Origin of the sequence: Nostoc sp. MS1 (assembly GCF_019976755.1) — a bacterium.
Lineage (GTDB): Bacteria > Cyanobacteriota > Cyanobacteriia > Cyanobacteriales > Nostocaceae > Trichormus.
On sequence record NZ_AP023441.1, the window covers coordinates 1,307,220 to 1,329,219 of the forward strand.

Genomic DNA, 22,000 nt, shown 5'->3' on the forward strand with positions numbered 1-22,000 from the left:
TAATATCAGTGTATTTGGCTACTGTAATCTAAAAAAAGAAATATTGCCTAAGATAGTTCGTATAAAAAAGTTCCCAATCACCACAGGAACCACAACATTGAGAATTATGCAAACATTTGTGCGATCGTCTCCATCATCAGAAACAACCGATGTGAATAGTTGGGAAACTTAATAAAACCATAATGCTCATAAAAAGAACTAGCATTATGATCTTTAGCTTCGACTATGACAGCAATTGTAGCAATTTCACTTTGCAAACTGCGATAAAGCGCATCCAGTAATAGCATTTCTCCCAAACCTTTTCGGCGATGGTTTTGATCGACTGCTAATCTACCAAGAAGAGTTGCGGGTACTATAGGGTATTTTGGTAATTTTTTACTTATTTCTTTTGGTAATTCGTCAAATTTAATACTTGTTGCTGACAGTGTATAGTAACCAACGATTAAACCTGAACTTCTTTCAATTAATACAAAGGGAGCAGCTACACGCTTACGAGCATCTTGTCTTGCTTGTTGTTTTAAATAACGGTCTAGTTTTTCTATACCACAACAAAAAACCGCCCGGTCATGTTCTCCTAGCGGCTCTATGAAGTAATTCTCAAAAGCATCAGAGAATGCCACTTACACACCCATATTTTGTTTGTAACGTTGAGCAGCAGCCCGCAATTTTGCATTAGGTGCAGGTGGATTAAGCAATGCTTCTACAAAAACTTCTTGGTCTTGTCTGCTTAAAATCATCATTTCATTTTCTTGAATAACCTGAATTGCAATTTTCTGAACACTACTGATAACAAAATCTGTGAGTGTTCGACCCTGAATATCAGCAGCACGCTGAAATAATTCTTTCTGCTCTTTGGTTATACGTGCTTCTAAGCGTTCAGCTTTAGAACGTGCTGAATTTTGCTTACGGCTTCCATCCATTGTATTAGCCATGATTAGGCTTTAATTTTTTTTGTACGGCAATTATCCTTACAATTTATGATCAAGCCATTCTCCTGAAATGTCAACAGTAGGAGCCATTGGTTGTAGGCTAAAAGTATCGTATGCAGTAGTATAAAATGCTTACCCTTACCAAAGCCAAGCAGGTTGTATTTACCGTCTTTTCCCTTGGGGTTCTCTGTTACGGTGAAATAGTTTCTGCCACTATTACCTTACCTCTACGCAGTAAGAGTGGAATGGTAGTATCTGCCCATCCTTTGGCAAGTCAGGCGGGGGTGGAAATGTTACGTAAGGGTGGAAATGCAGTTGATGCAGCAGTAGCCACAACCTTTGCTATTTCTGTAGTTGAGCCGTTTTCCGCCGGAATTGGTGGTGGGGGATTTTTACTGATGCGTTCCCAGAAAACGGGAGAAATTAGGGCGTTGGACTTTCGGGAACGCGCACCCCTCAAGGCTACGAGAAATATGTACTTGGATGCACAAGGTAAGGTGCGTCCGAATGCAAGTGTTAACGGTTATTTGGCGGTGGCTACACCAGGAACGATCGCTGGGATGTATGAAGTGCATCGTCGTTATGGTAAGCTCCCTTGGAGCGAGGTAGTAAAACCTGCGATCGCACTTGCTAAAGATGGTTTCATTCTCGGTCAAAGACCAACTTGGCGTTCTATTTCCGTATATGAAACTCGTAAACAAATAATTCTCAACAACCCAGCCGCTAGAGAAATCTTCACTCGTAACGGCGAATTTTATCAACCAGGGGAAAGATTGGTACAGCGTGATTTAGCACGCACATTAGAAACGATCGCCAAAAATCCCCAAAGCTTTTACACTGGTAGTATTGCTAATGCGATCGCCGCAGACATGGCAAAAAATGGCGGTCTAATTACTCTAGCCGACCTCAAAGGCTATAAACCCATCTGGCGAAATCCTGTCTGTGGCAATTTTCGTCAAGCTAAAATCTGCTCAATGCCACCGCCATCATCAGGTGGGGTATTACTCATACAGATGTTAAATATTATTGGTGACACAGATTTAAAATCTTGGGGTTGGCATCACCCAAATGCTTTGCATTTATTAACAGAAGCGATGAAAATTGCTTACAGCGATCGCTCACAATATTTAGGCGACCCTGATTTTGTCAAAATTCCCCTACAAGCACTGATTAGTCCAGCCTACGGCAAAAAGCGCCGCGCTGAAATCAATCCAGATAGAGCCACACCCTCAACGCAAGTCAAACCCATCCCGCCAGAGATTTTACAGAAGTTTGGACAAGCAGAGATTCCCCAAAGGATATATGCAGGCTATGAATCTCCCGAAACTAGCCACATCAATGTCGTTGATGATGAACGTAATGCAGTCAGCCTCACATTTACCGTTAACTATGGGTTTGGTTCTGGGGTCGTTGCATCGGGAACTGGTATTTTGCTCAACGATGAGATGGATGATTTTGCTGCTGCGCCAGGGGTTCCTAATGTATTCGGACTAGTAGGGAACGAAGCCAATGCGATCGCACCCCGGAAAACTCCCCTATCCAGCATGACACCGACCATCATCACCGAGAACGAACGCCTGCGGATGGTAGTAGGTGCGCCCGGTGGTAGCACCATCATCACTCAAGTTTTGCAAGTTATACTCAATGTTTTGGAATATAATATGGATGCTGGTGCAGCTGTATCTGTCCCACGCATACATCACCAGTGGCTACCCGATCAATTGCGAGTAGAAAGTTGGGGTTTAGATGCACTTACCCTGCAAGACTTACGCCGACGCGGACATAACGTCAAAGAAATTATTCCTTGGGGCAATATTAACGCGATCGTCGTCACTAAAACAGGCGACTTAGAAGGCGCTGCTGACCCACGCGGCGAAGGTATTCCCATAGCAAAATGACTGATAAGACTTCTACAAGCTTAGTGCAGCGCTGTTAACTGATAACTGTTAACTGAATAATTACTGACCATTAACCATTGATTCTGCATAAACGCTGCTGCCAAATTCGTTGGCGCGGGCGCTGGGAACTAGTGTCCAACCAGCTTTCAGTAACTTCTGATAGGTTGCCCAACCTTTGGAGCCACCTGGAATCTGATAATCTGGTACTGAAAATTGTGGAAAATGAGTATATGGTCGCCACGGCTGGCTAGGTGCAGTTTGCAAATATAAAATTTTGTCACCATCACCGCTACTTTTAGATATCCAGCACATTTGTCGATACATGGCAAACTCCTTTGCTTAAGGCATATGTTGCATATTGGCAGACTTTTGTCAATAGTTGCATCACCCTTGTGGGATAATTTTTGTCCTCTTAGGTTATGTCAACTAATGCACAATTTATAACCGCACAATTACTTAAATAAACAGTGGATATTTAGATTACTTATCAAGGTTATAAGCCAGATAAGGCTTTTATACCTGACTTTCACCTGAGATTAAGATTTTTTTAATGGTATATGCGGTCTTCATAAGTATATGTATCAAGAACTACTTTTTAGGAAATAATTTAAGTTTTGTTTCAAAAAAAGAGTTTTGACGGTAGAGGTAGAGGGAGATAAGGGAGTAGGGGGAGACGTGAGAGAAGGAGAAACAACCACTAATAACTGTCAACTGTCAACTGTCAACTGACTAATGACTTCCTTAACCTCCTCTACCATCTGCCTATAGTTAGAGTCAGATAGAACTGGTTGGGAGTCTAGTAGTTGGATGGGTGCAGTGATATCTATCCAGGATTTGCAACCGCCATATTCTGGAAGATACGTAATTTCTTGGGCTTGGGATAGTTTATAAGTCCGTAGGAGGAGAATGAATATTGGTTGTTGTGGTTTCCAGTTTAAGCGATCGCTAATAAAATTCTCGTTCCAAATGTGAAAAGGTAATAAGGCTTTGATAATTGCTTCATCACTGAGGGGTAGAATGTCGGTAATCTGCGCCCAACTGCCAATACGCACTGTTTCGGGATGCCAACCAGATGGTACTGGCTGTACAAGATTTGCATATTCAGCCTTGAGTAAAGATGGCTGTTGATGTTCATAGGTGGGATAAAGCAGAACTTGTTCGTGAGCTACTTGGAAGCGTCCGTTTTTTTCTTTGATACCGCCTTTACGTAGCAGCATAATTGTTTTGCCACTTTCTAAGGCGTTGATGGCTACAGCCCATTCTTTGAGAGTATGCACTGTTTGAGTAAATTGTGTCAGCATCGGCATCTACTGGAACTCTGATTTAATTTGAAGCTAAGACCGTTAAAGTATAAAACTATCCAGGGAAGTGAATTAAAGAACGTTTATGCAAAAGCGAACACTAGGCACATCTGATGTCAAAATCTCACCCATTCTCATGGGAACTTGGCAAGCAGGGAAGAAAATGTGGGTAGGAATTGAAGACGCGGACTCAATTAAAACTATCCGTGCGGCTTATGAGTCAGGAATCACTACAATTGACACAGCCGAAGTCTACGGTGATGGACATTCGGAAAGGATTATAGCCGAAGCTTTATCTGATGTGCGTGACCAAGTAGAATATGCAACTAAAGTTTTCGCTAACCATCTCAAGTATGACCAAGTGATTGCGGCTTGCGATCGCTCCCTCAAAAATCTCAAGACTGATTATATCGACTTATATCAAATTCATTGGCCCTCTGGTGCGTTCAATAGTGAAATCGTTCCCATAGAGGAAACCATGAGCGCTCTTAACCACTTGAAAGAACAAGGTAAGATTCGCGCCATTGGTGTTTCCAACTTCTCCCGCACCCAATTAGCCGAGGCTTCACAGTACGGTAGGATTGATAGCTTACAACCTCCTTACTCATTATTTTGGCGACAAGTAGAAAAGGAAATAGCGCCATACTGTGTAGAAAATAATATCTCCATTGTGGCTTATTCACCCCTAGCCCAAGGATTGCTTACAGGTAAGTTTACTCGTGGACAAAAATTTGATCCAGCAGATAACCGTGCGAAAAATAAACTATTTCAAGGAGAAAACTTTGAACGCGCCCAACAAGCGTTAGATAAACTGCGTCCCATCGCTGAACGCCATCATGCAACTTTGGCACAGTTAGCATTAGCTTGGTTAATTTCCCAACCCCAAACAAATGCCATCGCCGGCGCACGCTATCCTGAACAAGCCAAAGACAACGCCCAAGCTGGCAATATCCAATTATCTACCGAGGAACTGAGCGAAATTGATGCGATCGGTCGTATTGTCACCGACCATCTTGATGATAGTTCTGTCATGTGGAATTGGTAATTTTATTAGTCAATAGTTCATAGTCAATAGTCAATAGTCCACAGTTCTTCTACCCCCCTCTCTCGGTAATCAAACCACATCTCCCCAATTATCAACAAAAGATAGTTGGGGATCAAAGCTTTAAGCCTTTATTGCAAAAATCTACAAAATATCAACTTTAGTAAACAAACGCTTGTTTACTACTAACTAGGTGCTAACTTATATATCAAGACACCAAACAAAACCAAACATAAAGGGTAAATGACTCGGTGTCGCCCGTCATCAGCCCAAGCAAATTTCAGCATATTTTTATATGATGTGGCAAAGAGTCTAAAGCAGACCAAGCCAAATCCTAAAGCGGAAAAACAAAGATTGCTGAGTTTGTTAGTTGTTACGCCCACCCTATTTGTAAACCTTCTCAACTAGTCTCTTATTACATTAACCACTTTGAAATCCTGTGAATTTGAAAAGCCTGGTCTACCTAGATCAGGTTTTTCAATATTTTGGTATTTTGCTGATGAAGAAATGATAAAGTATTATAGATAATGCAAGGAGTGTCATAATTTACGCTTGAGTCTCTAGTAAAAAAACTAGGATAACGCTACCGCTTAAGATGGCGTACTCAAGAAACCGAAATATTTTATTTAGGGTACGTTATGCACTTTAAATAATATAGACAAGCCCACTGATGTGGGCTGCTTTTTTATAACCCTTTAGGTATCAGTGGACATCCGCAGGTTAGTAGGGTGGAGCGAAAGCCAAGTTTTATTTGTTCCTACACCTTCCGCAAGCAAGAGCCGTTTCGTGACGGTTCCACATTCTCTGCAACCTGGAATATACAGTTTCTACCTTTTGCTTTTGCTTGATAGAGTCCTTGGTCAGCCGCAGCAATCAAATTGAGCGGAGATAACTGGCGATTGGGGATAATAGTAGCTATACCAAAACTTAATGTAATAAACTCACCAATCAAAGAACTGGGATGAGCGAGTTTTAATGCACTCACACTAGTTTGAATTTCTTTGGCAAGAGCAACAGCTCCTTGGGCATCAATATTAGGCAAAATAATTGCAAACTCTTCTCCACCATAACGAGCGACTAAATGACTAGATTCGGCGACTGTTTTTGAGATAGCATCAGCTACGTATTTAATAACATCATCTCCAGCTAAATGCCCTAATGTATCGTTATAAAGCTTAAAGAAGTCGATATCACACAAAATTAAAGATAAAAAAGCTTGCTCTTGTGCTAATTGCTCCCATTCTACTGTGAGCCTATTATCAAAACAACGTCGATTGGCAATTTGAGTTAGACCATCTAAAGATGCAAGACGTTGTAATTCTTGGTTAGCTTGTTGGAGTTGCTGGTAAAGTTCTGATTGGTGAATAGCGATCGCAGCTTGCCCCGCCAACTGTTTAAATAGATTAATCTCTGATTGTTGCCATTGTCTAGTACTGCGACATTGATGAGCAATTAACAGTCCCCATAAGCGTTCTTTTTGCAAAATGGGTACAACTAAGTTGGCGCGAATTTGCAAACTCCGCAACAAGTCGAGATGACAAGGCGTAAGTTCAGCATTTTCGATATCTTCAGTCGCTTTAGTATGGCCTTGTTGATAATAAGTTCCTTGAGTAGCTTGAAAGCATGTATCCATCACCTGAAATCCTAAGATAGATAAGCATCCTTCAGCTACAGATTCTACAGCCACAAACCCACTCCAGTCTGGCTTAAACTGATAAATTAATACTCTATCTACCTCAAATAATTGTCTTAGTTCATCTGCTGTAGTTTGCAGAATTTCTTCCAAATGTAATGATTGACGAATGCGTTGCGTCACAGCCGCCACAATTTTTTCAGACTCACTTTGGTTTTGAACAATTTGTCGAACCTGCTGATTAGAGTGCAATACTACAGGCGACTTTGTTTCCAACTGAGGTGTAGTTGTAACAGGTATAGGACTAGGTTTAGCAATTAAATAACCTTGAGCAAAAGTTGCACCTCGTTCTTGCAACCAATTCAGTTCTTCAATACACTCAATCCCTTCAGCCACAGTCTGGATATCTAATTTTTGGGCAATTTCTAATAGTTTTTCCGTAATTGAAGCTTTGTAGGGGTCTAGATGGACATTTCTGGTTAACTCCATATCCAATTTAATTAAGTCTGGACGTAACTGATGTAATAAGTTCAGACTAGAGTAACCGGAACCAATGTCATCAAGAGCAATGGAAAAGCCTGCATCTCGGTAATATTTAAGAACAGCCTTGAGGTGTTCTAAATTTTGCGGACTGTCTGATTCTACAACTTCAAAGACAACCCGTTCATGAGAAATACCTGCTTTATCAATAGCTTCTACCGTAGAACGTAGACAAGATACGGGGTCATAAAGCGCTGTAGGTGCAAAATTGATGAATATTTTTTCACTTAGTTGATAACGACTGAATTGAGCAATAGTGCTGAGACGCGCAATGCGGTCGAATTGAGGTAGAAGTCCAGCTTCGGTTGCCAATTCTATGATAGGAGATGGCGCAATTAAATTGCCCTGTTCGTCTATTCCGCGTAATAGTGCTTCATATCCATAAATTTCCGATGTATTTCTCATGGAAACAATGGGTTGGAAATGTGTGGTGAAGCGTTCCTTCGCCATCATTTCTATCAACCAGTCGGACTCAGTGAATTTAATAAAACGTTGCAATGAACCAATTTCACTAAAATCTGGCAGTTTAGGTTGAGTCTTCCCTTTAATAAACAGAACTTGCGTTTCTTTTAGTTCTATGTGCGTCAGGATTTGAGACAATTTAAGAGCAACTTCTTGTGCTTGTCCGGCTTGACAGTACAAACTCAAACCTGCACGCTCATCCATTGATTCATATTTAATAGCTAACTGCTGTAGGTAGTCAGTAACTTTTTTCAGGGTGTGTTGAGTAGGGAACCAGAGAAAAAGTTTACCTGCTTGTTGACGCTGACACGATTTAAGATAACGACAAAAACAAGTTTTAGCGCCTGAAGATGCTTCACTCATAATTAAATCAATACTTTACTCAACCTCATTGACTTAGTATTCCCAAAGCATCTGCTAATCAAAAGGCTACTCTTGGGTGAGTGCTATATATGTCAAAACTCATCTGAGTTATAACTAAGCGATCGCTTCTAAAATAAAAGAATGCTGACAACTCACACTCAATTATTACGCCTGTCCCAAGGACATTTGAATTTACTCGAAACCTGTCCGCGTAAATTTCAACACGCTTACTTAGAACAACTCAATTCACCAGCAAATCCTGAACATGAGGAACGACAAACTTTAGGTAGTCGCTTTCACCTGCTTATGCAGCAAAGAGAAATGGGTCTACCAATTAATAGTTTTTTACAAGCTGATCCCCAACTCAAAAAATGGATGTCTGCTTTTGCGGATGCAGCACCAGAAATTCTCACACCTGCAACCGATAGACCAACCTTCCGTGAGAGTGAACACTATCGCACCCTACAAGTTCAAGATTATCTACTCACAGTTATCTATGATTTATTAATTGCCGATAATCAACAAGCCCAAATTTTAGACTGGAAAACATATCCCAAACCACCAGACAAACGCAAGCTATCTAAAAATTGGCAAACACGCTTATATATGTATGTATTAGCTGAAACTAGCGAATACTTACCGGAAAATATTTCTATGACCTACTGGTTTGTACAATCTCAAGGCAAACCACAAAACATTCAATTTACTTACAGTGATAGCTTACACAAACAAACAGCAAAAAACCTAAACCAACTATTAAATCAATTAACTATTTGGCTGAACAATTATCAACATGGGGAGTTATTTCCCCAAATTCCAGAACATAGTAAGACTTGTGAATATTGCCAATTTGCTAAAAAGTGCGTTCGCCAACGGCGGGGCGTAGCCCATCGTACAGCAATAACAGAAGAGACAATTAGTACAGTTCCAGCTAGTCTTGAAGTGATTCAAGAAGTATCACTATAGCAATTGAGGCTAAGAAATTAAATGCTAAACTCATGGTTTCGTTTTTGGTGGTACTGGTTAATCATTGTTACCAGTGGAGTGATTATCTTCAGCTTGAGTTTGCTTATTGCGCCAGGTTTCATGCAGAATTTTTTTGACGCAATGTTCTTTTCCACTATCCCAGCACACACTAACTTTAGTAATGAAGCATATACATACATTAAATTCCTGTATGGTCTTCTTGGTGCTGTGATGATTGGCTGGAGTGTAGCTTTATTTTACATTCTTTGGCAGCCATTTCGTCATGAGAAAATTGAAGGATGGTTCTCCATGTTAACATCAGTAGTTGCTTGGTTCAGCATAGATACTTCTTTTTCTTTAGCAAGTGGATTCTGGCAAAATGCTGTTCTCAATGTAGCATTTTTTATATTATTTATGATTCCTCTAGCTGCTACTTACACAGCCTTTAAAAATAAAAAAATTGATAGTAATATTTATGAATAACTTTGATGAAACTGATATCATTTATGTGCGAGAATTAGGAATAGATGATATTGCTCCTGTATACCATTTGGGAGAAGAATTATTTACCAGTGATTTATATCCTTACCTTTACCGCACTTGGGACGAATGGGAGGTAATTGGACTTTATAACACAGACCCAGAATACTGTTTAGTTGCAGAAACAGATGGCGAACTAGCAGGATTTATTCTAGGCACTATTATTACCAAAGCATCTTGGACTTATGGCTATATTTTATGGTTAGGAGTGAACCCAAAATTTCAACGTCAGGGAGTCGCTGATAAATTAGTTGATAAAGTTGTCGCTCGGATGATTGAAGATGGCGCAAGATTTATGTTAGTAGATACTGACCCTACCAACACACCAGCCGTTAAATTTTTCAACCGCAAAGGTTTCGGCAATATTCGCCAACATATCTTCTTATCAATGAATTTAAGCAAACACCCATATTATGGCAGACTAATTGACTACGAACACCAAAAAGCAGAAAGAGCCGGATATAGACGTTCTCGTCCAGCTATTCGGGCGCGTAAAGCAGATGGCGGCGCTAACGAAGTAGTTATTAATCCTTTAATTAAAGAAACGCCAAGTAACGATGAACCAAGTCCGATTTAGCTAGATTAAATAAAACGTACCTTTTGAGTAAACTGATGTCTGCTAATTTGAATTAAAAAATGCAGTGGATTTTAACAGCAACTGAACAACCACCCGATTGGTTTATCCAAGCAGTGAAAAAGTATGCACCTACAAATTCTCAAGGAACATATGCAGCACAACTATTATGGCAAAGAGGCATTAAAGAAGAATCACAATTAGCAGCATTTATTAACTATAAAACTTATCAACCAGCCAGCCCATTTGAGTTTGGGCAGGAAATGCAGTTAGGGGTAGCAAGATTAAAACAGGCATTGCAAGCTGGGGAAAAAGTGGCGATTTGGGGAGACTTTGATGCTGATGGTATTACTTCCACGGCTGTTCTTTGGGATGGGTTGGGGCAATTTTTCCCACAACATCAAAAGTTAGGTTATTACATTCCCAATCGCTTGAAAGAATCTCACGGTTTGAATGAATCAGGTATTGATGATTTAGCGAGTAAAGGTTTTACTTTAATTGTTACTTGTGACACAGGCAGCACAAATATTGATGAAATTATATACGCCCAAAAATTAGGTATAGATGTCATAGTTACAGACCACCACACTTTACCTGTAGAACGTCCACCAGTCATCGCAATTATTAACCCCCGCTATTTACCTAATGAACATCCGTTGTTTCATTTATCGGGCGTGGGTGTAGCTTATAAGTTAATAGAAGCTCTTTATCAAACCTTACCTGATATACCCAAAAATCCTTTAGAAGATTTATTAGATTTAGTCGCAGTAGGTTTAATTGCCGACTTAGTACAACTTAGTGGCGATTGTCGTTATTTAGCACAGTTGGGCATCCAAAGATTACAAGCCGATTTTCAACAACCACCAGCCGCCAGACGCAGACCAGGGGTAGGACGATTATTAGAATTGTGCCAGAGAAGTGGCGATCGCCCCACAGATATTTCCTTCGGTCTAGGGCCACGCATTAACGCAGTTAGCCGTATTCAAGGCGATGCAAGTTTCTGTGTAGAACTCCTAACCAGTCGAGACATTAATCGTTGTCATCAATTAGCCGAAATTACAGAACTAGCAAACACCCGGCGTAAGTCCTTACAGAAAGACGTACAAGCACAAGTAACTCAAAAACTCACACAACTAGACCTATCAACCACCAGCGTCATCGTCCTAGAAGATACCCAATGGCCTGTAGGTGTACTCGGTTTAGTCGCCGGACAAGTAGCCCAAGAGACAGGTCGCCCAACGATTTTGTTAAGTACTGAGGGAGTGGGGGAAGTGGGGGGAGTAGGGGGAGATATATTAAAAGATACTCCCTCATCCCCCTCATCTCCCCTCGCCCGTGGTTCGGCTCGTTCAGTCAACTCTGTTGATTTGTACCAATTGGTAAAAAAACAAGCACATTTATTACATCGCTTTGGCGGACATCCCTTTGCGGCTGGGTTGAGTTTGTTAGCAGAAAATATTCCTTTATTTACCCAAGCAATTAACCAGCAACTACGGCAAACTTTGGGGAGTGTGAACTTAACCCCAACAGTGCAAGCAGATATTGCAGTCACAGTTGCAGACTTAGGTAAAGAATTATTTTTAGAACTGAAACTCTTAGAACCATGCGGTATGGGAAACCCTGTTCCCAAACTTTTGATTCAAAACTGCTGGTTTGAAAATGCGTGGCATCGCAATCAACAAGATTGGCAAGGAAAAAAAGTACAGTATATTAAAACCGAATTTGATATCCGCGACGACTCTGGTAAAAATCCCTTCCCTGGTATTTGGTGGGGTCATTATAAAGACGAATTACCCATAGGTAAATGTGATTGTATAGCCGAACTAGACTACAACACCTATAAAAAACGCTACGAAATCAGATTAATTGCCGTCCGTCCCAACGCCAACTCAGAACTCAAAACCCACCACTCAACCCACATCCTCGACTGGCGTAACCTCCCCCCCCACTCCCAACTCCCCAGTACAGACGCGATTAATCGCGTCTCTATCCACTCCCTCATCCTCCAAGAATGCCCCACCAACTGGGACGATTTACGCGCTTGGTGGAGGCGATCGCTTTACAATAATCAACAACTAGTTCTAGCTTGGTCACAACCCCAGCACCAACCACCGCAAGAAATCTGGTTTACCCTAGTTGGTATTGCCAAATACCTCAGTCGCACAAATCAATTAGCTACCCGCACGCAAATTTTAGAAAAACTGAAGATTAGTGATAGATGCTTACTTTTAGGCATCAAAGCTTTAAAGTATTGGGGATTCACAGTCAAAAGACAAGACCGTTCTTTACAATTTAGCTGGGATGCTGACAGTTTCCAAGAAAGCAATGCTGATGCAGCTATTGCCGAGTTTCAAGCAGCCATCAGCGAAGAACAATTCCAGCAGAACTATTTTGCCGAAGTGCCTTTGTCTACTATTATGGCGATCGCTAGTTATGAGACTAATTAGTCAGTTGACAGTTGACAGTTGACAGTTGACAGTAATAATTATTCTCTCCCTCATCTCCTCTACTCCCTCATCTCCTCTACTCCCTCATCTCCTCTACTCCCTCATCTCCTCTACTCCCTCATCTCCCCAAATTCCCTTGACGTTCACATTTAAAGCCTCGACGCTGCCAAACTGACATATCAACTTGGCTTAGTTGAATCACATCTTTGCATTGGGGCTGAATAATCTGACTCAAACCTGCCCAAAATAAACTACGGGTGACATCTAATCCTGTTTTTATTACAGATTCTCGATTGCCAGGAACACCCTTTTCTTTAACAACCTCAACATCAACCCAAATACCATGAGCGCCTAAAAGGATCTGTGCCATCCATTTGGCTCTGGGTAGGTGAGTGGGCGAAGTTATAAGTTTCACCTTATGGACTCGCCAACGCTTTAAAATTGGTACTCCATAGTAGAAATTTTCAAAAGTCGAATTAGCGCACTTTTCCAGCCAAACATTGTCTAAATCTGCCAATTCGCGCTGAAAAATTAACTTAATACATGGGTCTTGAGAACCATGAGAAATTAAAATCGGAATTTGTGGATATTGTTTGGCTATTTGAGAAATATAAATTTCCCTTCTAATGCTACCACCAAGGACAAAAAAAGCATCGACAGGCTGGGAATATGCAGAAACTAAGGTTATAGTAGTGATGACAAGCCAACTGCCAAACACTAGACATAAAACCCACACAAGTTTTTGTAGTAATCGCCACTTTTTTTGGAGTTTCTGTCCTATGGGAACTGATGAATTTATCGTGAATTTGCGCCTCATGAGACAAGATAAAAAGGCTTTGTTGGTTAAGCTAAAAAAGACCGCTCATTCTCGCAAAGAAGTGCTATCTTAGAAAATTAATATGGGGTGTAAACATGACGGTAACAAAACTGTCACACTATTGTCATAATGCTGGATTAGACTGAGCAAGAAAATTACAAAACAGTAATGATTGTTAATAAAGTAACGTAAAACTTACGCCTAGTTTCAAGAGGATAATTAATGTGGGGAGTGTAGCTGAAAATTAATTATCAAAACTTAAGAATTGTCCGAAAGTCTGATTGCTAAACTGTCAAAATCACCATAGATTCCTGCTGATATACATGAACTCATCTGCGAAAAATCACTCGCTGCTCCAAATTGCCATGATTGGAGGGGCGATCGCTACAACAGCAACTGTATCCTTATTTGGCCCCGCTTGGACTCGCAGCGTTCGCGCTGCCTTACAAGATAGCCCTAAAGCGGTGGTAGATCAAGTATGGCAATTAGTAAATAGTGAATATGTTGATGGCAAGTTTAATCAACAAGATTGGCTGGCAGTCAGAAAAAATTTATTAAGTAAAGAATATACATCTAAAGAAGAAGCGTATGTGGCAATTCGGGAAGCTTTACAAAAGCTCAACGATCCATATACAAGATTCATGGACCCTCAACAGTTTGAATCTCTTACCAATCAAACTTCTGGGGAAGTCTCCGGTATCGGCATCCGCATGGAACTAAATGAAACAACCAAGCGGCTGACTGTATTGGAAGCTATAGAAAACTCTCCCGCATTGAAAGCTGGGATCAAAGCTGGGGATGAAATATTAGCAATTGATGGTAAATCCACTCATCAAATGAAAGTGGATGATGCCTCTAAATTAATTCGTGGTAAAGAAGGCACTCCCATCACCTTACGTCTAGGACGTACTGGCAACAGCACCGTCGATTTAAAACTTACAAGAGCCAAAATAGAAGTCCCAACCGTCAGCTACAACCTCAAACAAGAAGGAAACCGTCGGGTTGGTTACATTCGTCTACGGGAATTTAGCGCCCACGCTTCCGAGCAAATGGAACGCGCTATCCGTAACTTGAATGCACAAAAAGTAGATTCTTACGTCCTAGATTTGCGCGGTAATCCCGGTGGTTTATTGCAAGCCAGTGTTGAAATTGCGCGGATGTGGTTAGAGGATGGCGGCATTGTCCGTACAGTTAACCGTCAGGGAGTTAACGAGGACATGAAGGCTAACCGCACTGCCTTAACAAAACTTCCTTTGGCCGTATTGGTAGATGGTAACTCGGCAAGCGCCAGTGAAATTTTGACAGGTGCGCTCAAGGATAATAAACGCGCCGTAGTTGTTGGCTCTCAAACCTTCGGTAAAGCCTTGGTGCAATCAGTTCATGAACTACCAGACGGTTCTGGTTTAGCAGTCACCATCGCTCACTACTACACCCCCAAAGGTACAGACATCAACCACAAAGGTATCGCCCCAGATATCAAACTAGAGCTAACCGAAGCACAGGAACGTCAACTAGCATCCAATCCTCAACTGATTGGCACTCAGAACGATCCTCAATATGCTCGTGCGATCGCAGCATTATCTAGTAATAACTTTGCCCGTCCTCCCCTTAACCAAACCAATCCATCTATGAGCCTGGGAGCAAGGGAATTGAAGTTTTAAACCTCTCCTTGCGAGTGATTAGTTACGGGTGTTCATATAATCAGTTACCAACTTGAAGAGAGGGTGAGCTAGGAGACAGTTGACAGATTAAGTTCACTGTCCATTGTCTGCCAAGCTGTACTAAGTTAGTATTGCCCAAACCAATCTCTCAAGTTTTATGAATTATCAGCAAATTGATACAACCACCGCCAACAGCTTTTTGCCTATGGTATCGGTGGTTGTTCCTATTTATAACGGTGAGGCAGATTTACCAGATTTAATTCACTGTTTGACATCTCAAACCTATCCGAAAGAACGGGTAGAGTATTTGTTAGTCGACAATAACAGCAGCGATCGCACATACACGCTCATAGAAGAATTTGCCGCTAATTCTCCCATTACCATTCGTCCCCTCAACGAAAACCAAATTCAAAGCTCCTACGCTGCTCGTAACGCTGGAATTAGGGCGGCTGTGGGTGACATTGTGGTATTTACGGATGCTGATTGCCGTCCTCAACCCCAATGGATTAATACACTGATTAAGCCTTTTGTCAACACTGAAATAGCCATTGTTGTGGGGGAAATTCTGGCCCTACCAGGAAAAAATTTATTAGAGAAACACGCAGACCGTCAAGACACACTCTCTCAAAAGCACACCCTTGCCCATAAGTTTTATCCCTATGGACAAACGGCTAACTTAGCAATACGGCGTAGTGTCTTTCATCAATCAGGATTATTTCGTCCCTATCTTAATAGTGGTGGAGATGCAGATATTTGTTGGCGCATCTTGCAGTTAAATATTGGCAAGCTAGAATTTGCCCCAGAAGCCATCATTCAGCATCGTCACCGTGCCACACTTAAAGAATTAGCCAGTCAATGGCGACGCTATGGACGCTCCAACCGCTATCTGCACGAATTGTATGGCGTAGATTTAATGCGAGAGATTAGCCTCAAGGAATTAGGCTACCGTTTAGCTCGTTGGTTAATTAAAGAGTTACCACAAAACAGTGTCAAAGCGATCGCAGGTAAAGCCGACTTAGTAGATTTGCTCAGTACTCCCATTAGCCTGTTTAATGCTAAAGCGCGTACTCAGGGACAAAAAAATGCCAAACTACCAGAAGAAGCTAAGACAATTGAATGGCTGGAATAAGTTTGAACTTTGGATTCATCATTCGCTACAGTTGAACAAGGTAGTTCGTATCCCCTCCCCGCTCCCTACTCTCAACTTAGACCAAAGGAAATTTTAGATGTCAGCACAATTGTTACTGGTAGATGATGAACCCGGATTAAGAGAAGCCGTTAAAGACTACTTACAAGAAAGTGGTTATAACGTTCAAGTCGCCAGTAATGCGCGTGAGGGTTGGGAGTGGATGCAGCAAAATACACCAGACCTAGTGATTTCTGATGTCATGATGCCACAGGTAGATGGGTATCAATTTCTCAAACAATTGCGCGAAGATCCCCGCTTTCAATCGCTACCCGTGGTATTTTTAACCGCAAAAGGGATGACAAGCGATCGCATTCAAGGTTATCAAGCTGGGGTTGATGCTTATCTACCTAAACCTTTTGATCCAGATGAGCTAGTAGCCATAGTAGAAAACTTACTCACCCGCCGCATGAGTAAGGCGCAAATTAGCACAGAAGATGGGGAAACACCAGATATTGCCGAATTAGCCAATCAAATTGCCCAAATCAAAGCTTTATTAACTCAAAGAAACGCTATTTCTCAGTCACCAGCCCCTTTTAAAATCGACCTTACCCCCAGAGAACAGAGTGTTTTAAATTTGGTAGCCGAAGGGTTAATGAACAAAGAAATCGCCCGCCGTTTAGAAACCAGCGTGCGTAACGTCGAAAAATATGTCAGTCGTTTGTTCAGCAAAACAGGTACTAACAGCCGTACAGAATTAGTTCGCTTTGCCTTAGAACACGGACTAGCAAAATAGACTACTTGTAAGTTCTTGTCTCTGTGCCTCTGTGGTAAAAAGCCTTTTAAACACAGAGGTACAAAGACACGGAGGTTTATCAAAAAACCCCGTGTAGCAGCAAGGTGATGATAGTTATTACGTACACATCTTGAAAAATTAACCATCTACCTTTTCAAGATAGAAAACACTAGAAAATTTGTGGCTATTTTTACTAATTAATCTCCGCAAGCCGAAGTAAAACCCTGGTCAAAATAATTGTGCTTATAAACAAACCTTCTAAAGCTTTTATTCGCTTAAGAAGCTAGGCATTATAGTACTAGTAATTACTCAACTATATACGTAAGGTAAGTGATGAGAATTACTTTTATAGATGCTTTGTTTAGCTTTTCGAGAGTAGAGGAAATTTGAGCTTATTAACAAAAGCATTAAGTTATACAAGCCAACTCATTATTTAGAGCAAATATTTAGGTAGGCTAACTTGTAAATAATTAAGATTTTCTGCCCAGTATTTGATTTGCCGCTACTCAAATTACACCTTTATTTCTAACTACAGATTGGTATCAACAGCGTTACGTAAACGCATTAGTTGACGGCGCATTTGTGGTGATGCTTTAAACTCAGAGACTTCTTGTGCTTTTACAGACGCTTGTAGCATCTCTAAAAAGTCATCAGACCCTTCTGTTAGAGCATCTAGTAGCACCTGCATTAGTTGCTCGCGATCGCCCAACAAACTTTTTTCCTCAACTAACCGAAATTTGAGATGTATTTCGCACTCATAGACACCGACTTCTATATTATTTATCTGCCGTGGTAATGCTTTGGAGTTCATAGTTTAAGGGATTCCTGTATTTGGTGGTATGAGGTTAAGGAGATTAGCTCCTACGAAATTCTTTATAGTTTTTTGAACCCGTTGTGCCTGAATTAACAATGTTTTTTCTATTTACAGCATTTATTGTGCCATTACACTCTCCTGTATGTTTTTTTGATAGACTTTCAGGTTTCAGTTTCAGTCTTCCTGTACTAGTTGTTGTTCAGGTAAGCCATAACTATTATTCAGTTTTTGAGATTATATACAATAAAGTTTCTGTAAGAAGTTGTTCTATGTTTTTAAAGCTTTTTACATCAACTTTATTTGACGGTCAATAATAGTTTGAGTTTTTACTGAAAAAATCGTGTTTACACGTAAGTAAATCCCCTATTATTATTGCTTTTATTAAAGCTGGACATAGTTAAATGCAACTTCCGTAAAATTACTCAATGTACGTTTTTTTCACCATTAAATTCAGAAAGTTTAGACGGTAAATTTGATCAAAAATAAAATTTTGATTTTAAACCATAGCACAGGCTCTACCCTAAACTAAAGAAAATCCAATCTCTGAATCAAAAAGAACATGAAGAAGATAGAGGAAATCGGGCAGAGAAAGCCCAAGTGTCCGGCTGGGTAAGAAAAATAAGAACTTTTTCTGACTCCCCCATCCCCCCACTCCCCACTCCCTACTCTATTCACAACTAATTTGAGTATTTTTAAGGCTATATATAACGTCTACAATTATTGCAGTGTAATTAACTTGAATCTGACACCCAACTATGGACAACGCAATGCTGCTCAAGTCTACAACCCGACACATCCGCATTTTTGCAGCTGAAATTGACCGGGATGGCGAACTAGTTCCCAGTAATCAAGTCTTAACCTTGGATATTGACCCAGACAACGAACTAAACTGGAATGAAGATGCTTTACAAAAAATTTACCGTAAGTTCGATGAACTAGTGGAAGCTTCCAGTGGTGCAGATTTGACAGACTATAACTTACGCCGCATCGGCTCAGACTTGGAACATTATCTGCGATCGCTCCTGCAAAAAGGCGAAATTAGCTACAATCTCTCAGCTCGCGTCACTAACTACAGCTTGGGACTTCCTCAAGTTGCCGTGGGTGATAAATAAGGGACTATTCAACCAAAAAATACCCCATTGCTGTGTACGCAGGGAGTGAAGGGAGCAGGAGGAGCAGGGGGAGAAATAATTCACTATTCCCTCCTTCCTTGCCTCCTGCTATAGCCTACGGTGTACACACAAGTCTGATAACCAGTCCCACAATGTTTTGATCCCCCCTAACCCCCCTTAAAAAAGGGGAACAAGAATCAAAGTCCCCCTTATTAAGGGGAGCCACTGCGTTGGGCGGGTTTCCCGACTTAAAGCAAGTGGCGTGGATTTAGGGGGATCAAACCACATTTTGCACTCAGCACAAAGATGTGTGTACACTGTAGCCTAAGTCAGCCATCTCCATTTCTTCACGAATTGTCATCTTCAAGTTATACAGATGATTAAAAGCGCGAGCAATCAGTACGCAAAAGGCAGCACTTGAAGATAATCCTTTTTGGATGGGTAAGTCGGTGAGATAATTGTCAATTTCAAGTCCGCCAACGCCATAACGAGTCAGAAATTGATAAGCTGTACCAGCAGCATAACTAAAAAAACCGCCTTGTTGAGCTATACGCTGGAGTATATGAAATTCCATAGGTAATCTGAGCGGTTTATCATGCTTTTTGCCATCATTAAGAGAAGCATGAACAATTAACTCAGTAGCATGAGGCTTAACATCGGCATAAATTCCTTGATTAGTTCCCACAATTAAGGTATGCCCCTTTTCGATTTGAGGATTAATCTGGCGATATTCTCCGGCCCAATCGCTGTGTTCTCCGAACAAACAAAGACGGCCAGGCACAAAGATTCTCATTTGCTGTTTCTTGTTGTCAATCGAGGTATATAATATCGTGATTAATTTCCATCAACAAGGGCTATTGCTGTAGTTAAAAGTTTCTAAGCAAGTGATTGTTCGGGTGATTGTTCATAAGCTGTGCCTTGCAATAACAAGTTAACTAACGGTGATGCCATCAGTGTAGTTAATATCGCCATAATTACCATGATGGTGAACAAAGTTGGTGTGATAATCCCTTGTTCCAAACCAATATTTAGGATAATTAACTCCATCAAACCGCGTGCATTCATCAATACACCTATAGTTGCCGACTCACGCCAGTTTACCCCGGACATCTTTGCTGCTAACATACAGGCGACACCTTTACCGAAAATAGCGATCGCTAAAATTAATCCGGTGAAAGCCCACAATAAAGGTGTATTCACCAGTCTAACTTCTGTATTCAGCCCAGAGAAAACAAAGAATATCGGCAGCAAAAACCCAGTTGTCAAAAACTCAATGCGATCGCGCACTTGTTGAGCAAATTCCCCCCGTGGCATTGCTGTACCTAGAATAAATGCACCAAACACTGCATAGATACCAACTGCATCAGTCAGCCAGGAACATAACATTAAAACTACCAACACCAAAGTCAGAATTTGCACATTCACACCACCCTTTTTGGTAGTCATACGTGCAAATATGGTGAGTGCTGGCCGCCCCAAGAATAGAGAAAACAGTACGTAGCAAATACCACCACCAATAGCAAATGCCGCAATATTAGCATTAGCATGAATACTTGCTAATACAATTGCCAGCAAGCACCATGCAGTTGCATCATCAATTGAGCCTGCGGCTAATGCCAAAGTGCCAAAACTGGTTTTAGCAATCCCTCGTTCATACAGCATCCGCGCTAACATAGGGAAAGCTGTGATAGACATAGAAGCGCCTAAGTATAGTGCTGCTGCCCAAGGTTTTACTCCTACTTTAAAAAGTTCAGCTTGATTGTATAGAAATAATGCTGCTACCGCACCTAAGCTAAAAGGTGCAAGTATTCCCGCCCAAGATACAAAACCTGCGCTTTTGAGGCGTTGTTTAATAAGTTCAGTATTAAATTCTAAGCCAATTAAGAACATATATAGTACCAACCCAATCTGACTAACAGCAAACAGGATTGACATTGATGGGTTGGGAATTTTGGCTCCCGTTGCTAATAACAGTGGAGCTTTAGGAAATAGCCATTGCTGCAAACTGGGTGCGATCGCTCCAAATAGTGATGGCCCTAACATCACACCTGCAATCATTTCACATACTACATCTGTTTGCCCCAAAAAGCGTTTTCCTATAATTGTCACTATCCGACAAGTCGCAAGAATTACGGTTAATTGCAAAAGTAGCCTCAAAACCAGTTCAAAATTTGACATGTTATTTTTCGTCTATCAGGATGTTATTCATCTACAAATCAATTTTGGTCAAATCCATACATCAGCTAATAATTTTTCGGTGTTGCAATTAAAGTGGGAATTAATAAGCTTACTACCTCCTATTTCCTCAGCGATAAGATTATTAACAATAAATTATTTTCTAAATAATGAATATTGTGTACATATAACTTTTCTTACCTCAGTCAAGTACAAGTAAGAATAATTAAACGCAGATAAGCGCAGATAAACTTGTACCTTAGCAGACGAGGAAACGCTATATATCAACTAAATCTCAACTATGATTTGTCCACAATGCGCTTAGAAATGTATATATATTAGCTTTTATAAAAAATAATTTATATTAAGAAAAGTAAATGTACAAGAAACTTGTCCTTTTTTATTTCTATAGGACTCATATTTGATTTCTATTCGCGTAGCCATACAAAACTCATTACACTTTTATTTCTTCTTACCTGTTTGCCTCAGCAAATGATTTCAGGAATTAAAGCAGATTCCTCTATAGGTTTAATCCTTTAGAAGCACTTATTTTCGCTTATTTTTTGTCTTTTGATAGAAGTAACTGCTAAAAACATATTTTAATCTTTGATAAATACTGTGAATTTAATATTTTTAAAAAACAATTGAATTATATTTTTAAACATACATCAAGCAGCATTAGAAAGAGCCAATTTGAGCGATGCTAATCTGGAGAAGGCTAATTTAGAAGGTACTAATTTAGAAGGTGGCGACAGTAGTTTGGCGACCTGAAGATTCAATACTTATCAAGAGAATAAAGCTATC

Annotated in this window: 20 protein-coding genes; 11 read left to right on the plus strand and 9 right to left on the minus strand. The window is 40.6% G+C overall.

Annotated elements, in window-relative coordinates:
• Positions 1–104: 104 nt before the first annotated feature.
• On the minus strand, positions 105–620 hold the full coding sequence (locus tag NSMS1_RS05760; RefSeq protein WP_224091833.1) for a GNAT family N-acetyltransferase: 516 nt from the start codon (positions 618–620) through the stop codon (positions 105–107).
• Positions 621–932 carry a DUF1778 domain-containing protein gene (locus NSMS1_RS05765; RefSeq protein WP_224091834.1) on the minus strand — a complete coding sequence of 104 codons (312 nt, stop codon included), beginning with the start codon at positions 930–932 and terminating at the stop codon, positions 621–623.
• A gap of 125 nt (positions 933–1,057) precedes the next feature.
• Here NSMS1_RS05765 and ggt point away from each other — a divergent pair, with 125 nt between their 5' ends.
• Entirely contained in the window at positions 1,058–2,827 is a 1,770-nt protein-coding gene (gene ggt / locus NSMS1_RS05770) for a gamma-glutamyltransferase (protein ID WP_224091835.1), read from the plus strand.
• A 60-nt stretch (positions 2,828–2,887) separates the two neighbouring features.
• Here the strand turns inward: ggt and NSMS1_RS05775 are convergent, their stop codons facing one another.
• Together NSMS1_RS05775 and NSMS1_RS05780 are read right to left on the minus strand one after the other, a co-directional pair.
• On the minus strand, positions 2,888–3,151 hold the full coding sequence (locus NSMS1_RS05775) for a hypothetical protein (RefSeq protein ID WP_224091836.1): 264 nt from the start codon (positions 3,149–3,151) through the stop codon (positions 2,888–2,890).
• Between the two features lie 383 nt (positions 3,152–3,534).
• Positions 3,535–4,134 (minus strand): DUF1802 family protein, encoded by a 600-nt coding sequence (locus NSMS1_RS05780; protein WP_411908665.1) that lies wholly within the window; start codon positions 4,132–4,134, stop codon positions 3,535–3,537.
• A 79-nt stretch (positions 4,135–4,213) separates the two neighbouring features.
• On the opposite strand from NSMS1_RS05780, the gene NSMS1_RS05785 reads away from it, so the two are divergent.
• A complete protein-coding gene (locus NSMS1_RS05785) occupies positions 4,214–5,173 on the plus strand; it encodes an aldo/keto reductase (protein ID WP_224091837.1) in 960 nt (319 codons plus the stop codon).
• A 754-nt stretch (positions 5,174–5,927) separates the two neighbouring features.
• On the opposite strand, the gene NSMS1_RS05790 is transcribed toward NSMS1_RS05785, so the two are convergent.
• Positions 5,928–8,168 carry an EAL domain-containing protein gene (locus NSMS1_RS05790; RefSeq protein ID WP_224091838.1) on the minus strand — a complete coding sequence of 747 codons (2,241 nt, stop codon included), beginning with the start codon at positions 8,166–8,168 and terminating at the stop codon, positions 5,928–5,930.
• Between the two features lie 141 nt (positions 8,169–8,309).
• On the opposite strand from NSMS1_RS05790, the gene NSMS1_RS05795 reads away from it, so the two are divergent.
• From NSMS1_RS05795 to NSMS1_RS05810, 4 genes are read left to right on the plus strand one after another with little or no spacing between them, the layout of a single operon-like run.
• Entirely contained in the window at positions 8,310–9,134 is an 825-nt protein-coding gene (locus tag NSMS1_RS05795) for a PD-(D/E)XK nuclease family protein (RefSeq protein WP_224091839.1), read from the plus strand.
• A 21-nt stretch (positions 9,135–9,155) separates the two neighbouring features.
• Positions 9,156–9,617 carry a hypothetical protein gene (locus NSMS1_RS05800; RefSeq protein WP_224091840.1) on the plus strand — a complete coding sequence of 154 codons (462 nt, stop codon included), beginning with the start codon at positions 9,156–9,158 and terminating at the stop codon, positions 9,615–9,617.
• On the plus strand, positions 9,610–10,251 hold the full coding sequence (locus NSMS1_RS05805; RefSeq protein WP_224091841.1) for a GNAT family N-acetyltransferase: 642 nt from the start codon (positions 9,610–9,612) through the stop codon (positions 10,249–10,251). The genes NSMS1_RS05800 and NSMS1_RS05805 overlap by 8 nt, the downstream gene beginning before the upstream one ends.
• A gap of 59 nt (positions 10,252–10,310) precedes the next feature.
• On the plus strand, positions 10,311–12,695 hold the full coding sequence (locus NSMS1_RS05810; RefSeq protein WP_224091842.1) for a single-stranded-DNA-specific exonuclease RecJ: 2,385 nt from the start codon (positions 10,311–10,313) through the stop codon (positions 12,693–12,695).
• 118 nt (positions 12,696–12,813) lie between these two features.
• Here NSMS1_RS05810 and NSMS1_RS05815 read toward each other — a convergent pair whose 3' ends face one another.
• A complete protein-coding gene (locus NSMS1_RS05815) occupies positions 12,814–13,512 on the minus strand; it encodes a YdcF family protein (protein ID WP_224091844.1) in 699 nt (232 codons plus the stop codon).
• Positions 13,513–13,835: 323 nt separating this feature from the next.
• Between NSMS1_RS05815 and ctpB the strand changes: the two genes are divergently transcribed.
• From ctpB to NSMS1_RS05830, 3 genes are all read left to right on the plus strand, one after another.
• A complete protein-coding gene (gene ctpB / locus NSMS1_RS05820) occupies positions 13,836–15,173 on the plus strand; it encodes a carboxyl-terminal processing protease CtpB (protein ID WP_224091846.1) in 1,338 nt (445 codons plus the stop codon).
• 157 nt (positions 15,174–15,330) lie between these two features.
• Positions 15,331–16,302, plus strand: a complete 972-nt coding sequence (locus NSMS1_RS05825; protein WP_224091848.1) for a glycosyltransferase — start codon at positions 15,331–15,333, stop codon at positions 16,300–16,302.
• Positions 16,303–16,399: 97 nt separating this feature from the next.
• On the plus strand, positions 16,400–17,095 hold the full coding sequence (locus NSMS1_RS05830) for a response regulator transcription factor (RefSeq protein ID WP_224091851.1): 696 nt from the start codon (positions 16,400–16,402) through the stop codon (positions 17,093–17,095).
• Between the two features lie 529 nt (positions 17,096–17,624).
• Here NSMS1_RS05830 and NSMS1_RS05835 read toward each other — a convergent pair.
• Complete coding sequence (locus NSMS1_RS05835; protein ID WP_067775773.1) at positions 17,625–17,906, minus strand: Npun_R1517 family heterocyst differentiation transcriptional regulator; 282 nt, start codon at positions 17,904–17,906, stop codon at positions 17,625–17,627.
• Between the two features lie 758 nt (positions 17,907–18,664).
• Here NSMS1_RS05835 and NSMS1_RS05840 point away from each other — a divergent pair.
• A complete protein-coding gene (locus tag NSMS1_RS05840) occupies positions 18,665–19,021 on the plus strand; it encodes an NAD(P)H-quinone oxidoreductase subunit M (protein WP_224091853.1) in 357 nt (118 codons plus the stop codon).
• Between the two features lie 295 nt (positions 19,022–19,316).
• On the opposite strand, the gene NSMS1_RS05845 is transcribed toward NSMS1_RS05840, so the two are convergent.
• Both NSMS1_RS05845 and NSMS1_RS05850 read right to left on the minus strand, forming a co-directional pair.
• Positions 19,317–19,802, minus strand: a complete 486-nt coding sequence (locus NSMS1_RS05845; RefSeq protein WP_317986581.1) for a hypothetical protein — start codon at positions 19,800–19,802, stop codon at positions 19,317–19,319.
• Positions 19,803–19,897: 95 nt separating this feature from the next.
• Positions 19,898–21,199, minus strand: a complete 1,302-nt coding sequence (locus NSMS1_RS05850) for a cation:proton antiporter (protein WP_224091854.1) — start codon at positions 21,197–21,199, stop codon at positions 19,898–19,900.
• A 660-nt stretch (positions 21,200–21,859) separates the two neighbouring features.
• On the opposite strand from NSMS1_RS05850, the gene NSMS1_RS35435 reads away from it, so the two are divergent.
• Positions 21,860–21,967 (plus strand): pentapeptide repeat-containing protein, encoded by a 108-nt coding sequence (locus tag NSMS1_RS35435; RefSeq protein WP_224095129.1) that lies wholly within the window; start codon positions 21,860–21,862, stop codon positions 21,965–21,967.
• Positions 21,968–22,000 lie beyond the last annotated feature (33 nt).

Coding starts and splice junctions, on each gene's coding strand:
- NSMS1_RS05765 (WP_224091834.1), bottom strand. CDS start 932: ATGGCTAATACAATGGATGGAAGCCGTAAGCAAAATTCAGCACGTTCT.
- ggt (WP_224091835.1), top strand. CDS start 1,058: ATGCTTACCCTTACCAAAGCCAAGCAGGTTGTATTTACCGTCTTTTCC.
- NSMS1_RS05775 (WP_224091836.1), bottom strand. CDS start 3,151: ATGTATCGACAAATGTGCTGGATATCTAAAAGTAGCGGTGATGGTGAC.
- NSMS1_RS05780 (WP_411908665.1), bottom strand. CDS start 4,134: ATGCCGATGCTGACACAATTTACTCAAACAGTGCATACTCTCAAAGAA.
- NSMS1_RS05785 (WP_224091837.1), top strand. CDS start 4,214: ATGCAAAAGCGAACACTAGGCACATCTGATGTCAAAATCTCACCCATT.
- NSMS1_RS05790 (WP_224091838.1), bottom strand. CDS start 8,168: ATGAGTGAAGCATCTTCAGGCGCTAAAACTTGTTTTTGTCGTTATCTT.
- NSMS1_RS05795 (WP_224091839.1), top strand. CDS start 8,310: ATGCTGACAACTCACACTCAATTATTACGCCTGTCCCAAGGACATTTG.
- NSMS1_RS05800 (WP_224091840.1), top strand. CDS start 9,156: ATGCTAAACTCATGGTTTCGTTTTTGGTGGTACTGGTTAATCATTGTT.
- NSMS1_RS05805 (WP_224091841.1), top strand. CDS start 9,610: ATGAATAACTTTGATGAAACTGATATCATTTATGTGCGAGAATTAGGA.
- NSMS1_RS05810 (WP_224091842.1), top strand. CDS start 10,311: ATGCAGTGGATTTTAACAGCAACTGAACAACCACCCGATTGGTTTATC.
- NSMS1_RS05815 (WP_224091844.1), bottom strand. CDS start 13,512: ATGAGGCGCAAATTCACGATAAATTCATCAGTTCCCATAGGACAGAAA.
- ctpB (WP_224091846.1), top strand. CDS start 13,836: ATGAACTCATCTGCGAAAAATCACTCGCTGCTCCAAATTGCCATGATT.
- NSMS1_RS05825 (WP_224091848.1), top strand. CDS start 15,331: ATGAATTATCAGCAAATTGATACAACCACCGCCAACAGCTTTTTGCCT.
- NSMS1_RS05830 (WP_224091851.1), top strand. CDS start 16,400: ATGTCAGCACAATTGTTACTGGTAGATGATGAACCCGGATTAAGAGAA.
- NSMS1_RS05835 (WP_067775773.1), bottom strand. CDS start 17,906: ATGAACTCCAAAGCATTACCACGGCAGATAAATAATATAGAAGTCGGT.
- NSMS1_RS05840 (WP_224091853.1), top strand. CDS start 18,665: ATGGACAACGCAATGCTGCTCAAGTCTACAACCCGACACATCCGCATT.
- NSMS1_RS05850 (WP_224091854.1), bottom strand. CDS start 21,199: ATGTCAAATTTTGAACTGGTTTTGAGGCTACTTTTGCAATTAACCGTA.